The sequence below is a fragment of the Thalassotalea euphylliae genome (assembly GCF_003390335.1).
Lineage (GTDB): Bacteria > Pseudomonadota > Gammaproteobacteria > Enterobacterales > Alteromonadaceae > Thalassotalea_F > Thalassotalea_F euphylliae_B.
The window spans coordinates 1,970,161-1,986,576 of record NZ_QUOU01000001.1 but is presented as its reverse complement, the minus strand read 5'-3'; the positions used below and the strand labels follow the sequence as shown (position 1 = coordinate 1,986,576).

17 protein-coding genes are annotated in these 16,416 nt (G+C 42.8%); all 17 read right to left on the bottom strand.

Annotation, left to right across the window (positions count from 1 at the left end; translation table 11 throughout):
- Positions 1-6 precede the first annotated feature (6 nt).
- A complete protein-coding gene (locus DXX93_RS08695) occupies positions 7-1,140 on the bottom strand; it encodes a DUF2169 domain-containing protein (RefSeq protein ID WP_116007761.1) in 1,134 nt (377 codons plus the stop codon).
- Complete coding sequence (locus tag DXX93_RS08690; protein WP_116007760.1) at positions 1,130-2,413, bottom strand: hypothetical protein; 1,284 nt, start codon at positions 2,411-2,413, stop codon at positions 1,130-1,132. The genes DXX93_RS08695 and DXX93_RS08690 overlap by 11 nt, the downstream gene beginning before the upstream one ends.
- Positions 2,414-2,454: 41 nt before the next feature.
- The gene (locus DXX93_RS08685) at positions 2,455-2,892 is read right to left on the bottom strand and encodes a hypothetical protein (RefSeq protein WP_116007759.1); all 438 of its coding nucleotides are present in this window, start codon (positions 2,890-2,892) and stop codon (positions 2,455-2,457) included.
- Positions 2,893-2,944: 52 nt separating this feature from the next.
- Positions 2,945-4,972 (bottom strand): type VI secretion system Vgr family protein, encoded by a 2,028-nt coding sequence (locus DXX93_RS08680; protein WP_116007758.1) that lies wholly within the window; start codon positions 4,970-4,972, stop codon positions 2,945-2,947.
- Positions 4,973-5,113: 141 nt separating this feature from the next.
- Positions 5,114-7,876, bottom strand: a complete 2,763-nt coding sequence (tssH, locus tag DXX93_RS08675) for a type VI secretion system ATPase TssH (protein ID WP_116007757.1) — start codon at positions 7,874-7,876, stop codon at positions 5,114-5,116.
- Between the two features lie 36 nt (positions 7,877-7,912).
- Positions 7,913-8,926: a type VI secretion system baseplate subunit TssG gene (tssG, locus tag DXX93_RS08670; protein ID WP_116007756.1), complete on the bottom strand. Its 1,014-nt coding sequence runs from the start codon at positions 8,924-8,926 to the stop codon at positions 7,913-7,915.
- 13 nt (positions 8,927-8,939) lie between these two features.
- The gene (gene tssF, locus DXX93_RS08665; RefSeq protein WP_116007755.1) at positions 8,940-10,655 is read right to left on the bottom strand and encodes a type VI secretion system baseplate subunit TssF; all 1,716 of its coding nucleotides are present in this window, start codon (positions 10,653-10,655) and stop codon (positions 8,940-8,942) included.
- A 63-nt stretch (positions 10,656-10,718) separates the two neighbouring features.
- Positions 10,719-11,123 (bottom strand): type VI secretion system baseplate subunit TssE, encoded by a 405-nt coding sequence (gene tssE, locus DXX93_RS08660; RefSeq protein WP_116007754.1) that lies wholly within the window; start codon positions 11,121-11,123, stop codon positions 10,719-10,721.
- A gap of 13 nt (positions 11,124-11,136) precedes the next feature.
- Positions 11,137-11,472, bottom strand: coding sequence for a hypothetical protein (locus DXX93_RS08655; protein ID WP_116007753.1), 336 nt, complete (start codon positions 11,470-11,472; stop codon positions 11,137-11,139).
- Positions 11,472-12,005: a hypothetical protein gene (locus DXX93_RS08650; RefSeq protein WP_116007752.1), complete on the bottom strand. Its 534-nt coding sequence runs from the start codon at positions 12,003-12,005 to the stop codon at positions 11,472-11,474. Before DXX93_RS08650 ends, DXX93_RS08655 begins: the two co-directional genes overlap by 1 nt.
- Before the next feature lie 83 nt (positions 12,006-12,088).
- Positions 12,089-12,574: an Hcp family type VI secretion system effector gene (locus DXX93_RS08645; RefSeq protein ID WP_116007751.1), complete on the bottom strand. Its 486-nt coding sequence runs from the start codon at positions 12,572-12,574 to the stop codon at positions 12,089-12,091.
- Between the two features lie 160 nt (positions 12,575-12,734).
- A complete protein-coding gene (locus DXX93_RS08640; protein WP_147302664.1) occupies positions 12,735-13,142 on the bottom strand; it encodes a hypothetical protein in 408 nt (135 codons plus the stop codon).
- Between the two features lies 1 nt (position 13,143).
- Positions 13,144-13,461, bottom strand: a complete 318-nt coding sequence (locus tag DXX93_RS08635) for a hypothetical protein (protein ID WP_116007749.1) — start codon at positions 13,459-13,461, stop codon at positions 13,144-13,146.
- Between the two features lie 218 nt (positions 13,462-13,679).
- Positions 13,680-14,117, bottom strand: a complete 438-nt coding sequence (locus DXX93_RS08630) for a hypothetical protein (protein WP_147302663.1) — start codon at positions 14,115-14,117, stop codon at positions 13,680-13,682.
- Entirely contained in the window at positions 14,092-14,508 is a 417-nt protein-coding gene (locus DXX93_RS08625; RefSeq protein WP_116007747.1) for a hypothetical protein, read from the bottom strand. Before DXX93_RS08625 ends, DXX93_RS08630 begins: the two co-directional genes overlap by 26 nt.
- Position 14,509: 1 nt before the next feature.
- The gene (locus DXX93_RS08620; protein WP_116007746.1) at positions 14,510-14,824 is read right to left on the bottom strand and encodes a hypothetical protein; all 315 of its coding nucleotides are present in this window, start codon (positions 14,822-14,824) and stop codon (positions 14,510-14,512) included.
- A gap of 64 nt (positions 14,825-14,888) precedes the next feature.
- Positions 14,889-16,409 carry a type VI secretion system contractile sheath large subunit gene (gene tssC, locus DXX93_RS08615; RefSeq protein ID WP_116007745.1) on the bottom strand — a complete coding sequence of 507 codons (1,521 nt, stop codon included), beginning with the start codon at positions 16,407-16,409 and terminating at the stop codon, positions 14,889-14,891.
- Positions 16,410-16,416 lie beyond the last annotated feature (7 nt).

Here is a 16,416-nt window from a genome sequence, read left to right as displayed (position 1 = left end):
AACCATTTACCCCGTCACAGTCTTATTGACTTGGCGATTATTGATTGTTTCTACGGACGCTTTTTCATCATTTCCTTCTGCTGATTTTCTTGTATGTTGCACAACCACAGTCGCATAGGGGCTGAGACTTTTATTGGCAATGCTATGACGCCAGATCAAGTGGAACGTATTGGCATCACCGTCTATGACTAAGGTGTCACAGGTTAAATCGATAGTGGTTTGTTTTTCTCCTTGAACAATCGCAACTTCTGGCGGAAAGAATGGCAGTGGAATATCCACTTGTTGGTGATAATCTAAATTAGGTACCAGCCCCTTCAACGATAACATCATGTTATTGTCATAAGTAATAGCCAATTGCTGATCTTGAGGTGCGTAATTATAAGTATTCTCAGGTAATGCAGATTGGAATGGATACTCCCCAGCCATCGTCGCAACTTGATCAATTTCAGGCAAAAGCTCAAACCTTGGTTGCCAAAATTGCGGTATAGGTAAATAGCTTGCTGCAACGCCATCTTTTTTAGGGTGTGTTAACAGATTATTAGGATACTCCACCGGTGGTAGCATTTGCCCTTTTGGCTGTTTTACACGATAACCAGTGCCTGCGGGATTAAATGTAAAAGTCTTATCTGCCTTATTAGCATCAATTCCACCAAAGGTATTCTCATAGCTCAGAGGTACTGGGCAAAGTGGCTTAGGATCAGAAGCTTTTGTGCCGAGCAATGACCCTTGCCAAGTTCTTTCTCCCGTGACACGTAAGACCTTATGAAAAAGTGGCGCTGGCTTACATGATTCATCATTCTGGTCATGCGCACTAGTAATCTGACAAAGTGATAAATGCACCTCTATCACTTTTGCCTGTTTCCCCTTGGGCGGGTATGCAGTAAAGTTTCCGTAGACCTCAAATCCTTGTTTAAAAGGTACAGTTTCACAAGCCGCAATAAGTGAGCTGCATTTAGGGTCGCCCTGCATTTCATCAGCCGCAATAATTACCGTGCTGTTATTACTTTTATCTAGTGGGTAAACATCCCCTTGCTCACTAAATTCAAATGATTGTTTAACGATTAGGGTTTTGCACGCTTGCTTGTTAGCCAGCCAGTTATCCACTATCGTTGCATGCCAATGAGTTAAATTATGCAGCATGAGTTGCTCCTGCTGTTACGTTGGCAGTAGTCATTAACTGACTAAAGGCGTTCTCGCTTAATGTTTGCTGATAAGACTCGAGAACTGGGTTTATAGCGCCAGCAAATATCAGTGACCTTTGTACTGCTAATCCTTGATAAGTTCTAAGCTTTATCGCGGCAGAATCTGAATTAAACAACACGCCCTTTAACAATCTCTCACCGCGCTTTGTTTTGGCATTGTTTGTTTCAGCACTCTTTGTTACAACATTGCCTGTTTCAGCATGGCTCGCTTGCTTTATTTGCGAAAGCGTATGTTGTCGATAGAGCTCTGCTTGTTTAATGTTTGGAAACCGTTGTTTACCTGCGATTTGCTGCTTGTTATCGATATCCGTTAGCTGAGGAGTCATCAACAGCTCGTATTCTGTAAGCGTTAACCAAACTTGATACGCAGCTTCAGCCGTATGGGCTACCGACATTAGCTCAATTATCAGGGGTAATGCGATTACATGCTGAAAATGACACAAAACATCAAATGCGAATTCAAGATGTTCTAGGCAAAAGGCTTTGCAAGGCTCTAACCACTGTGGGTCGCCAGACAGCCCAGCAATTTCAAGTAAACGTGCTTTTTGTTTCGTATCATCAGTTTGTGAAAAACGATTAAATAGTGCTGTGTTCGCACTTTTTCGGTGATTGGTGCAGTTTAACCCACGCACAAAACACGCAACGGCGATATCAGTATTGTTATGTTGATAACCTGCTGACAACTCTTCGTCACTAATCTCGCTAACACTAAACAAAAGGCTCACAAGCGATGTTGTTGGCTCTATGCTACCATTCAAAAGCGCTTTTCGAGCTGCAGTCAAATCCTCTACTTGCCAATTAAGTTTAAAGTGCTGAACGAGATCCGCTAGGTCAAATTGTTGATAGAGCAGCAGATCAAGTAAATGAGTTTGCATCTCTACGGAAGGCTTATTTGAGAGTAACGAGCACACTAAAATGATGGCTTGGCGATGTTCTGCTTCTTGAACATCAGAGAAATACTTGGCGATAACCTCACCAGTCGATGACTGATTTGAGAGAACCTTTAGCGATTCAACTAAATAGCTTACCTGAGGTTTTAATTGCAGAAACTCTTCATCACATAAAGCGTAAACATGCGCTAACAAATGCTGTTCAAGTGTTGCCATTCGGCTTTTATCGTATACTAATGCGCGATGCAATTTACTGCGTTGTTTGAGCAACTGGATAACTTGCTGCTGATGGGTGGCAGCGCGGGCAACTGGACTAAACATGTTTGTTATTAGATCTATTTGTTATCGTGAGCGTGAATAAATTAATTTAAACGAATTGGCCAACCGGCAATGGTAAAGTCCCGTTCGCTAGCGGCCACCACTTGGGTGCCCTCAAGTACTATATTTCCGTCATCGAACACCTCTATGCTGCCTTTTGCTGTTGACAAGCTAACACTTTTGGCACCTTCTATTCGCACATGCCCATTGTGGTTGATGACCCTAGCTGCTGGCGCGTCGCTTTTATCTGCTAGCTGTGAAACCACAACCCAGCCTTGTCGTGTATTTAATACCACGACTAACTCTCCCTCGATGCCAGGAACTATGTGTTTAGCTTGCGCACTGACCGCCTGCAGACTATCGCTTGTCAGTAAAATGATGGACGCAATTCGCCCAAATTCGTCAGTGCTATGCACGCTGGCTATTTCTGGTAGGTTAGTGGTTGTTTCACTATTTGAAAGTAAAGATATTGAAGCACTCATGTACGATTCCTTGTGTCTAAATCCGAGGGTTTCATTAACAGCTAACAGTAAGTTAGTTGTTGGAAACCGCATTGCCTTTTATAACAATATTGGCGGCGCTAAGCGTTATTGAATTTGCATCAACGGTTAAGTTGCCGCCAGCATCAATTTCCAGTGAACCATTGCCTTGAGATATATGGATGCTACCGTTATTGGTGCTTTTGAACACCAGATTGGCACCGGCGCTAATTTCGACATCAGCTTGCTCCGCTTTAAGTGAAACATTTCCCTGCTCTGCATAAAGCGACATATCCTGACGAGCCTGAACATTAATATTGGCGCTAGCCGCAATATCGATGTTGTTGTCTGTTGCTTCTAGGCTAATACCAGCACCAGCTTTTGCTTGAATAGCTTGGTTTGCGTTAATAGAGATATCGCCCTCTCGCGTGGCGAGTTTGAAATGCTCACCAGCAAGCAGATTAACGTCTTGCTCAGCAGTCACTATGTAGTTTTTATTGGTCGAGACATTAATATTCTCTTTGGCGTGAATGTTGATTTTTCCTTCAACCGATGTGAGTGAGGCTGCATGGCTGCCATTAGTGGCATCAAGCTTTAATTGATTGAGTTTGTCTGGGCTGGCTAAACTGATCTTCTCTTCGCCTAGCTTGTCGTCCATCAAAAGTGTATGACCAGCGCGCGTGACAATCAGGTTTTCATGACTGTTGGCCGAAGTTACCGGGTTTACTGCTTGTTCATTGTAGACTGCGCCTAAAATTATGGGCCTATCCAGATCGCCATTTTCCCCACAAACGATCACTTCTGTACCCTGCGTCAAAGGAAAGTTCATCCCGTGACCACTGCCGCCATAAGGCTGAACCATACGCGTTGGCTTGCTTTGTTCGCCTTCACCGTCTTGATTAAATGGCAGTTTAACGATGTAGCGCCCCTGATCGTCAATCTCTTGCTCTATGGTTGCATTAAATGAAGTAAAGACGCGAGCGCTATCAGGAACAGCGGCAACATAAGGTTGTTTCGCTGGTACTAGGTGTGCTTGGTTTTTGTAGTGCAGGTTTTTTACTTTATTGCCGTAATTTACGCCACCCGCTTGACTGCCCAGATGATCGACTTTCACCACAAAATAGCTACCACTGTAGTCTTGGTGGTCAACAACATTAATCAGCATGCCCGGGCGAATGGCGCGGCAATCGGTGTCGATTATTATGATGTCTCGCTGACAGTCTATCGCTTGCTGACGAACTTTAGCCAAGTTGTCACCTTGGCCAGTGTCTTGATAATTTTCGCCGTATCGCTCATCGGCACCAAAGCCATTTATCGCGCTATTGTTAGTAGTTTCAGTGCGCAAATTTCCCGATTGCTCGTAGTTGTAATCGTTTAATGAGACACTATTGGTTAACAGGCTGGATTTTCTGCTAATTGCAAAAATAGATTCATTCGCTCTATTAGTGCCAGTTGGTGCTTGGTACAGAATATCTATCGTTTGCGATTGGCTAGCAAAATCTGCACTGGTGTTAGACACGGTAACAACAGGTGTCCCCTCTTGTTCAATAACCCCATAAACCATGCCGTATCTGCGCATAATGCGATCTACAAATTGAAAGTCGGTTTCGTTGTATTGTACCAACATATCGACATTTGGCCCCGATGCTTGCATATTGAAATTAGCCATCGGAAAGCCCGATTTTTCGAACACATTGGTGATGATGGCATCCACTGTCATGGCGGTATACACACGATTTGAGCGCTTGTGGTTAAGTAGTGACAAATGTGAACTGAGCGTTAGTGAGTAGTGATAGCCTTGGTGGCTTTGACCACGAGCAATAAAACGACTTATCAAGCCAGAAATGGTTCGGTCAGCCAATCCCCAAACAATACCTAGACTGACGTCTTTACCGACGACAGTATCAGCACTAATGAGCTCGCTACTTAGTACGTCAACGGTAAATTCATAGCTAGCGCACATTTCGTCAGACACGGAAGCTATGTCGGTCACTGACAATAGCCCTTGGGGTAGCCCAGCGACATTAAGATAGTATTGACTTTCGTTGGCAACAACATCCTTTAAAAACTCAGGCGCATTCATCTTGTCTCTTCCTTTTAACTAAGCTTTTTACTTGGTTTTTTTAGTAAGCTTTTGAATATGCTTTTTAGCTTGTTTTTAACTGCGCCTTAATGCAGTGGGCGCAGAGCTTCAAAATCTCACAAACTTTTGTGTTGATGCCGCTTATGCAGCTTCACTATCTGTTGTGTTGTCAGCAAAGATAGCCTCAATTTTCCCGTGCTCATCGAGCGCTAACGTTAAAATATCTGGCATATCTTCTTCAGCCATAAATTCCAACACTGAGCGAGCAATACCCGGTAACAGTTGCTGCTCAATCATGGCATTAACCATACGGGCACCTGAATCAGACATCTGGCATTGAGAAGCAATCTGCTTGACGACGGCACTGTCTACCCGCAACGACATTTGATGATTGGTTTGTAAGCGTTTAGCGACCGACTCAAGTTTTAGCGCGACAATAGACGAGAGTGATTCTTGGTCTAACGGCAAAAATGGAATAACTTGCATACGGGCGAGTAATGCCGGTGCAAAGAAGGTCAGTAACTCTGGCTTAATCAATTCAGTCATGGCACTAAGACTTGGCCTTTCCCATGCTTCGTTATCAAACTCGTTAATATCGGAGACATCAACTTCATTAATTTCAAGTTCGCCATTGACTAACTCGCGCGCCAACTCTTGCGCTACACCCTCAGGATCATCTTTTCGCGCAGGTATACAGGCATCAACCAAGGTTTGTGAACCTAAGTTTGATGTCATCAAGATAATGGTATTGCGAAAGTCAATTTCTCGGCCTTCCCCGTCACGCATAAAGCCCCGTTCAAATACTTGGTAGAAAAGGTTTAAAACATCTGGGTGGGCTTTTTCTACCTCATCAAGTAAAACCACTGAATACGGCCTTTGCCTAACCGCTTCAGTCAATACACCGCCCTCACCATAACCAACATAACCCGGAGGCGAGCCTTTTAATTGAGAAACCGTATGCGCTTCTTGGTATTCACTCATATTAATAGTGGTTAAGAATTTATCGCCACCAAACATCTCGCTGGCGAGTGTTCGCGCTGTTTCCGTCTTACCAATACCCGAAGGGCCGACCAGTAAAAATACCCCCAATGGACCTTCTGATGGGCTAACACCAGCCTTACTTACGCGCAATGACTGCGCAAGCTTAGCTAAACCTTCACTTTGACCAATAACGCTGCTGCTAAGCGATTCTTCTAATGAAATGAGTGTATTTATTTCATCTTTGACCATAGAGCCTGCTGGAATACCCGTCCATTCGGCAATGATCTCAGCGACTGAATCCGCATCTACTTCAGAAAACAAACCGTTACCTTCGGCGTTTTGTTGCTTCAATAGTGCTCTAGAAGCCAGCAACTCTTTGCTGATGTTTTCACCGTTTGATTGCTGCTCTTTTAAGGTATTGATTTGTTCAAGCGTTGCTTTTTGCTTAGTACGATCGCCAAGCATCACAGCCAACTTCTCAGTAGAAATGTTTTTTTCTGCGGTTAATTGCTCGATTAGCCCATGATTAATATCCAGCCCTTGTGCTAACTCTGTCGACAGATTGTCGATGCGGCGCTCCAAATAAGCTAAATGCTCTAGTTCTGCCTCTATCGCTGCCGGCTCTGTCGCAGCAGACATACGAACTCGCGCAGCTGCTGTATCAAGCACATCAATCGCTTTGTCAGGTAAATAGCGACCAGAAATATAACGAGAAGACAGTGTTACCGCCGCTTCTATCGCACTATCCGTAATTTGTATATTGTGATGTGCCTGATATTTTTCTTTTAAGCCAGACAACATCAGCTTAGCGGCATTTTCTGATGGTTCATCTACTTTAATTAATTGAAAACGGCGCTCTAACGCTGCATCTCGTTCAAAGTATTTCTTGTACTCAGACCAAGTGGTCGCAGCTACAGTTCTGAGTTCACCACGCGCTAATGCGGGTTTGAGTAAATTAGCCGCATCGCTCATGCCAGCATCGCCACCAGCCCCTATTAATGTGTGGGCTTCGTCGATAAACATGATGGTGGGTGTGCTTGATGTTTTAACCTCATCAATCACTTGTTTTAGGCGACGCTCAAATTCCCCTTTAACACCAGCGCCAGCTTGCAATAAGCCCATGTCTAGCGTTAGTAAGCGCACTTGCTTTAACTCTTGCGGTACTTGGCCATCGACAATTCGTTGTGCCATGCCTTCAACCACAGCTGTTTTACCAACGCCCGGCTCGCCAACCATTATCGGGTTGTTTTTTCGGCGGCGACATAACACGTCGATCATCATACGTATTTCGTCGTTTCGGCCCAATACAGGGTCAATTTCACCGCGTTCTGCTTTAGCCGTTAAATCGTCACAAAAATCGGCAAGTGCATCACCCGTTTCTACTTTTGCTGCCTCGTTTGACGAATTTGAATGCGACTTTGGTGCAGTTTTTTGCACCGTAAATCGCTCGCACGAGCCTTCACAAATTTTGTTGTGATTCTCCCGTAAAAAACGGGTGTCTAACTTTTCCAAGAGCTCCGGCAGTGCGAGTACTGGGCTAAACGGTGCGATTTCAGCCAAGGCATCAACTAAAGTCACGCCAGAAATCCAATCACCACCGTAATTCATATTGCTAGAGAGCCAAGATTTTTCTAGCCACTCGTATAGACGACGTGAAAACACAGGTTTGCTTTTACTACCTGCTGGTTGCGTATTTAGGTGAGCTAACAACGCCTGCCAGACTTGATCCTGATCGATATTAAAAAAGTGAAAAACTCGCTCTAAATCGCCATTAGCGCCCTCTTCCATTAGCTTAATGAGTAGATGCTCAGGAAGCACTTCGTAATGACTGCGACTTGCAGCAAACCCCGCAGCGGCTTCAAGTGCGCTTGCGGTGTGTCCATTTAATTTATCAATAAGCTGCTTAATACCTTTTACATCCATTTTATTTTCCCTGTATTAATTTTTTGCAATTCGCTGTTAAGCACTGCGCGCTAACGACAAGCGATTTTTGTATTGGCTATCTTTAAATTCTTGTCGGGTGACCTTTGGGGTGACATTCCCTATGTGACTATCGATCCCCAGCACGATATTGGCCTCGCCGATAGTTTGAATCTTTTTTTCACTATGACGTACCGACACTCGGCACTGCCAAGGAAGATCAACAGGAAGCTGTTTTTTTAGCAGCTGACAAAGTTTATCCCCCTGGGTTTGGCCCGGAAAAAACGCGGTTCCCTCATTTGCGGCCAACTCTCCTAAATCAATAATGACTTTGCCACCAGCAACAAGGACCTGATCACCCAAAATCAGAGACTCGCCCAGTACACTGTTATTGGCAGAGCCAAGCGCGGATACTTGACCAATTGATTGCCAATGAGCGCTAGCGTCGTCAACTGTAATTTGTGATAGCGCAAACTCATCGTTTAATAACTTTGCCAGACCGCTAGCACTGGTGGTTTTTAATCCTGCAACGCCCGTATTTACCTCTCGCTCGTTATTGATATCTGAGCTAGATAAAATCGCATCGAGCAAGCCGTCATACTGTTCAGCGCCGACACCTTGGATATTAAGCTGAGATTTTTTCCACGCTTGATACAGCAAACAGTAATACTGGTGATTAAAAATATCTAAAAACGCACGGGTTCGCGCACCATTCACATCATCTTGTGCTGCCTGCTCAAGCACATAATGTGGCATTGCGGCATCTGCACCATATAAACCTGAATAACTCACTTCTAGGTGAATGGTGCCACGATGGCTCGCCACTATATTGGCTTTTTTGACTTCTGACGCAGGAAAACCAAGCTCTTTGTTTGGCGTAATAAAAACGCGACTGCTCAGCCCTGAAGCGAGTTCCCCTGCTTCGGCCCACTCGGTTTCCAAGACATTAATGGCCCGAAACAAGCCGAACTGCCAAGGTTTCTCATGCAATGCCAATAGTTTTTCTGATAATTTGCTCCAGCTAGGCTGTTCCATATAGGTTGCTATTTTCATCTACTGCGTTTTCCTATATGTGTGCGCTTTGTCCGGGCGTAATTGTCCAGACAAATTCCTGATAACTGGGGGTACACTCGATACGAGTTTGAATACTCTGATTAATCGGGGCATACATGATAAAAAACTGATGCAACATGGTCGCAAAGTGATATACATCTGCCTGACAAGAAAATTTAGTTTCATCGAGTGTGATGCAAAGCTCAGATCCTTGAATAAAAATACCGCGTTTAACTTGATTAAATTTTTTACTTTGCACCGCTGTAATTGACTCAATGCGGCGTTTGTTTTCACCTCGCCCAGACCAATCAAATAAAGCGAGTAGCTGCTTCAATTCAGTGACACTGGCCAAAGAAGAAAACTTGAGGTTGAGCAGACTAATGAGCTGCCAATGCTGGGCCGATTCATGGCTTGTTTTGTAATTGGATGGACGAGCGACGTTTCTAACTTGCAATAATTGCGGCATATCTTTACCGCCCACAGAAAGCTGCCCTTCCCTTATGGTTTGCTTTGGCCAACGGCCGTTATAACACGTTAATTTAGCTGACACTGTGTCGTCAATGCCACTATGTTGAACGGGCAAGTTGATGTAATGGCTAGGAACTGCCGCGCCAATATCTCGCAAATTCAGCGTATATAAACGTTGCTCATCACCAAATACACTCTGATAACGGGGCGTATAGTCACTCTCTTCAGCTGTTAGCTTGTCGCGCCCTTGTACTTTGTCAACTGAATAAGTATGAACATAGTGGCGTTTGCTTTGATCAGGAATTACGGGGTAATCCGTTCGATTAAGCTCTAATCGAATAGGCTCAGCGTCTTGGCTAAATAAGTTAATACCGACAACGCAATTGAGCTTAATGTTTGCGGCTCCGAGTTTATGGCCAGGTGGCAGTTTTACAGATGATTTAACATGTAAAACAAAGTCGTCAAATCGCTCTGGTAAGTTAAATTGATCACCGAGGAATATATCCAAAAAGTTGAAACGCTCTCGACCATTAAAGTAATCGTGCAGTAACGCATACCCCGGATGACTTGTTGAGGCGTTTGGTAATAATGCACTGCGCTGATCGATAAATGCTGGTTGGACACTAGCATGAGACAGTTGTTTGTTAAAGCTTGCGTTAGTGTGGCCAAAGTCAACCGTTAATGGTTCATTTGTACTCATCAGTAATTGATACAAACTGCTGACCAGTGGTGTGTCACCATCAAGGTAAACTCTTAATTTCTCCAGGTCATAATTTTCTTTTTCACCTTGGCATATCCACTTGAACTTAATAAAAAGCTCGGAACCTTCAAAGGTATCATGACACTCGACATTAACGATTTCGAGCGGAAGCATCTTAACATCATGACAAGTTGTGAATTTGCATTTTACATTCTCTACCGCTTGCGCTGTGGTGATCTCCAGCCCTTTTTCTACCACTAAAGATTCTTGCATTGAAAACTTGGGGGTGAATTGAAACACTGTAGTCGATGGGTAAAAGTTTAACAGCGCGGGGCAAAGCTGCCTTAGCACCTGTTCAGAGACTTCTGGCAGTGATTCATCTAATCGTTTGTGGATGTTTGCATTTAAGTAGGCAACGCCTTCAAGCAAGCGTTCTACATGAGGGTCGCGCTCTTTAATTGAATCGATATTGAGCAAGCCAGCATGCTCCGGATAATTCTCCGCGAACTGCTTCCCTGCTTGTGTTAATAACCGCATTTGAGCATCAAAGTACTGCTGCATGCTCACTCCTTTTGCATATGTTTATATCTTGCCAAGCTGTATTTTTAGTCAGTAGCCAAATCGTCATTGCGCATTCGCCCTTTTTTGCACATTGGCTTGGCCACCTGACGCAAATTTAGTGCTCAATTTTATCGCCGAGCCACTGACTAAAAATGCCTGTATATCTAACTTAATCACGCAATCATGCTCGTGAATATCGTTTGCTATCACGTTTACCATACGCACTCTTGGCTCATACTTTTCGATAAGTTTTTTCACTTCCAATGCCAGCGTTTGTTGCGAATAAGGCAAACCTTCGTATATATCTTCGACATCAGGCAAGCCGTAATCTGGCATGTGTGATAACACCCCTCGACGAGCGTTCAGCAATAAACTAATGTGCTTACATACACTCTCCACCTCTTCAACATACTCCGCATTTACGGCGGTATATTTAACGGGGGCGGCTAATTTATCGAATAAGGCCATGATGTTGAGCTCTCTAGCTCGCCGATACTAAAATTGCTGATTTCCAACGCGATTTTGTGGTAACCAAACACCCATAGCCTTTTAATTCGTGTTTACCAATGAATTTACTCAATGCATCTAATGACTTTTTAAGCCAGCCATTACTCGTTAAACTCTTACCGCTCGATAAACTAGCTAACAACTTTTTCACCAAAGCGTTGCAGTCAACATTAGCTGCGTTCATCTTCTCCACAACCTTGACCGTTTTTTGATTAAAGGCTGACTTTCTGGCTCTAATACTCTCATCTTCACCAATCAAAGCTGAGATTAACAGATAGAGTTCATTTTTTTCCTTTTCACTTAGCATCATTATTTTTCCCTAAATAAATCATCAACAAACCCAGACTCCAATCCCACAGCATTAACCAGTAAAATTTGGCTCGTTGTATTTTTAGCAATCACAAATCGCGTGATTTCTTGTTCATTTAATAGTGTGTATGTCGTGTATTTTCGCTGACTATTGACAATATACGCCCCACCGTTGAATCTTTGCTCCAACTCGCAGCGAGCGTTATTAAACTTGTTTTTCCACTTTTCACTAAGGTCATCGGTACTCCTAATTTTAAGCAAGTACTCAGGATAAGTTCTCAAGTCAAAGTTTTCGGGAAGTTTTTCCATAGCTCTCGTAATAACAGTTGCATCGAAATAACTTCCATCATCAAAAGCAACAATTAAAGAAGTTGCTCCCGAGGCTATCACTTTGGCACCAGAAAGTTTGCTCGCATCGATTTTCAATTTGAAATGTGCGCTCAAACTAAGTGTTGCGAATTCTCCAGCCTTGACATTTGACACGACAACAATCAAAACAAGAATAAGGCTTGATATAAACGAATGTAATTTCAATGTATTTCTTACCAACGTTAGCTAGTTTTGTTTTGAAATAGTGCCGATGTTAAATCGGCACTAACATTAGTGATTGCTATGAACTAGCGGCCTTCTGTCCAAGAATCAGCGAACTCGATGTTGCCATCTAAATAAGTCCATGTGATTTTCTTGTAACGTAAAGAAACAGTTTCAAGGTGCGGGTAACGCTCCTTGTCTAAGTCTTTTACGTTGTGCATAGTTGGTGCGATAGAAGTGATTTTTACGTCTTCCAGTTTTTGGCAGAAGTACTCTTTTTCTGTACCTGTATCGTCGATGCGGTACCATTTAAGTTCTAACTGCTTCAACGTTTGACCGTTAGCACAGGCTTTGTACAAGTATGGCGTTGCCGCATCAACCGCTTTCGTAATGACGAACGGCTCGTGCTTGCGCGTACCGGTTAACTCACCAGTGTCATTGTCAATTGGAATACGTAATTCATGATCAAAGTGCAAAACTTCAATTGAGCCTTCACGCTCAGCTACCGTTACCGAACCTTTGATATCGTTAGCTTGATCATCTTTTAGCCACATATAAGCAGGAATTGCCATTTAATTTCTCCTTTAATTAAAATAATTTTCCTAATTGGTGGCATACACCTCTACACAATTAAGTGATATCGTATAAAGGTGCCCCAAAAAGCCGTCCGCTTTATGCCGAGGGGTTACATGTCCCGAGCCAGCTGCAACTAGCTCGGGGCAATTTTCTACTCTAGTGAATATTACTTACAGGATCTGATTTCCTAATATCTGCAACGCATTGCAAAACTGGAAATATAAATAACATCAGTAAAGGCAATGCTATCAAACCTTGTGCAATCATATCAGTCACTGAATATCCGCCAGACGAAAATTCCCAATAGAACATTGCAATATTACTACTTACAATTCCTATTAAAGCTATGCGCCAAAACCAAACATGTTTTATCAGCTGAGACCTAAACGCTACAGCAAATGCTGCATATAAATTAACAATATCAACAACTAAGCCGACATATGAAAACCATGTAGGATGAACAGGCTTCAATGAGCTTGGCAATGTAAAGCTTTCGTATATACTCAGAGCATTGGCAAGCAATATTATTACAAACAGTACTTTCCAAAAAGCACGATCTCTCATGTTAGTACCAGAATCCATATGGAATATTTTTAGGGTCTCTTGGTAGTTTCTGCCATCCATCAGGCCTGTCAACATAGTACCTTCTAAAATTCCTTCCTTTTGCTCCATCAGGTGCTAGAGAAGCTAGAGCTTTAAGTGCATCTATCGCTCGCGGGCTATTCCTGCCCCCATTTTTCACTTCACCTTTGACTAGCAATACAATGCGAGAGTACATTTCGTTTGCCTCTTTTTCATTTTTGTAAAAGGTCGTGTAAATAATATTGGTCAAAGATGCTAGAGACATTCCTTTTTTAAAGTTATTTACCAGTTTTTTAGTCATAGTGCCTTCTCCTCTAGACAAATCTTCCTAATTGGTGGCATACACCTCTACACAATTAAGTGATATCGTATAAAGGTGCCCCAAAAGCCGTCCGCTTTATGCCGAGGGGTTACATGTCCCGAGCCAGCTGCAACTAGCTCGGGGCAATTTCTCACAAATTAACTAATCTACTGCAAGAGTTTTTTGCTCTAAATCTTCATTTTCCATCGTCAAGTTGTTCACTTTTCTCTCGCCAAACATAAGCCACGTATATCTTGGCAATATCGAAGTGGCGCCAGCAAATAAACACACAACACTACAAATGTAACTAATGAAACTCCTATCATTTCATCTTCTGCATATCCACCAGCGAGAAATTCGAAATAAACGCTGAATCCGCTAGCAAAAACATCTATCAAAACCACGGAGCACCAAAATTTAAAATTTACAATCCAGTACTTTTTGAATGCTGCGCCAAAGGCTGCAAAAACAATTAACGAGTTTGACAGCCACAAAACAATCGACAAAATGATTGGATTGCTTGGCTCATATTCTGGTACTTCACTCAATTGATAGCCCGCATATACATCATGTATATTCAGAATCATTAGAACCGTAAACAATGCCTTGTAAATAAACCTGTTTTTCATGTTAATCAGCGATTTTTCTTCGCTCAAAATCCTTTATCAATTTAAATAAAGGCAGCAAAAACAGAACTAATAACCAAAATGTACCTAGGCCATAGGCCATCATATCCGAACTAGAGTAACCACCTGCGGTAAACTCAAAATAAAGAACTAAAACTACGCTAACTGGTGACATTATCAATGTAAGCAACCATGCAGCTCGGTTTAAATAGAACTTGTTAGCAATTACACAATAGTTTGCAAACAAAACTAATTGATCGAAAACAAAAACTAAGATGGATACAAAGAACGGATGGCTTGGCTGTAATATTACGGACTCAATTGACATCCTATGTAAATCCATAAGAGTAGCGCTAAGCTGTAGGACAAATAATATTTTCCATAGCCAGTGCGTACTCTCTAAATTAACAAGTCGTTCCATATTAATACCAGCGTCCGTATGGAATATCATTTGGATCTTTAGGTAACTTTTTCCAACCTTCAGGATCATTAATATAGTATCTAGTAAAATTTCGTTTTTTAGCTCCAGTAGGTGCATAAGAAGCTAAGAGCTCCAAAATACCCTGTGCCTTTTCCGAGCTTACTCCATGAGCTCGAATAGTAGCCTTCATTGCTGGGTAAATCTTTTTATAAGCCTCGTTAGCATCTTTTTCATTTTTGTAAAGTGCCTTATAGAGGAAGTCAAAACCTGTGTAGTATTTACCAAACTTCCCTATTTTTGTTACTACTTTTTCCATAGCTATTCCCTAATGCTAACTTAGTTAAAAGTGGGTAGCTTTAAGCGCTGCCCACCAAATTCATTTATTTCTCACCTGGCATTTGCCCTACCAAGGCTAAACGTACATCGACCCCTTCTACTTGGAAGTGTGGAACGATAAAGGTATTCACGCGGTAGTACCCTGGGTTCCCCGGAATTTCAGATACCGTCACGTTTGCATCTTTGAGTGGATGGGTAGCAATCAAGTTTTCATCAGGGTTATTCATTTTAGTGACCAATGAACCTAACCAGTCGTTTAGTTGCTGCTCTAACTCATGGCGAGGCTTGCTTGAGCCGATATTTTCACGTTGCAGTACCTTCATGTAATGTGCGATACGAGATACCAGAAAAATGTACGGTAAGCGCGAGTTAATTCGAGCATTTGCGGTTGCTTCAGGCGTATCGAATTCTACTGGGCGTTGAGTACTGTTGGCAGAAAAGAAACACGCAAAATCTGAATTTTTGTAGTAGCTAAGCGGAATAAAGCCTTGGTTGGCAAACTCCAGCTCTTTAGTTTCGGAAACGAGTACTTCTGTCGGGATCTTTGTTTCTGTGCCATTACCCGCTTCGAATGTGTGTAGTGGCAGATTCTCGACTTTACCGCCTGATTGTGGGCCTCGAATATTGACCGCCCAGCCATTCTTGTGGAAGCTTTGAATAATATTGGCAGCAAAAGTAAATGAGGCATTCCCCCATAAGTATTTGTCATGACTTTCGCCCGTAACATCTTCTTGGTAATTGAAGTTTCTGACAGGATTGGCTTCACCATAAGGCAAGCGCTGTAAATAACGTGGGAAAGTCAGTCCGATATAGCGAGAGTCATCCGTATTTCTAAAGTTCTTCCAGCGCAGGAATTCTGCTCTGTCCATATACGAACCTAAGTCTTGAATTTTTGCGACATCTTCAAGTGAGTCCTTCAAGAAGAACTTAGCACCTGCGCTCGCTAAAAACGGGGCATGGGCTGCGGCAGAGACACGCGATATTTCTTGTAATAAGCTCACGTCTGCTGCGCTGCAATCAAATTCATAATTAGAAACAATGTTAGAAATTGGCTCACCACCCGGCGTGTCAAACTCAGCCGTATAAACGTGCTTATACAGTGCTGATTGTGTGGTATCAGGTGCTTCTTCAAAGTCATCGCGCAGCGTTTCTTTGTCTACGTCAAGCAGTTCGATTTTAATGTTTGAATTGCCCGGGGTACGATTAACTAGATATTGCAAAGATCGCCAAGCAGATTCTATTTTTTGAAATTCTTGGTGATGAAGGATTTCATCAAGTTGCTCGGAAATAATGCTGTCGATTTTAGACACATAGTTGTCGAGCAAGCTTTTGTCGATACGCGTTACACTGGTATCGCCTGCCATGTCTAAGAATACGTTTAATGCTGCGGTTAAGCGCTCGTCAGCATTGGTTTCAGCAAGGCTATTGGCATCGCGAAACGTATCCAATGCAACTTGCTCGTCCACAGGAGCAATATCGACAAGATCACACAGAGTTTCATAGGTTGATTTAGCGACAGTTTCTTCTACCTTTGCGGCTACATTTAGATTTTCTTGCATAGACATAGTCAAT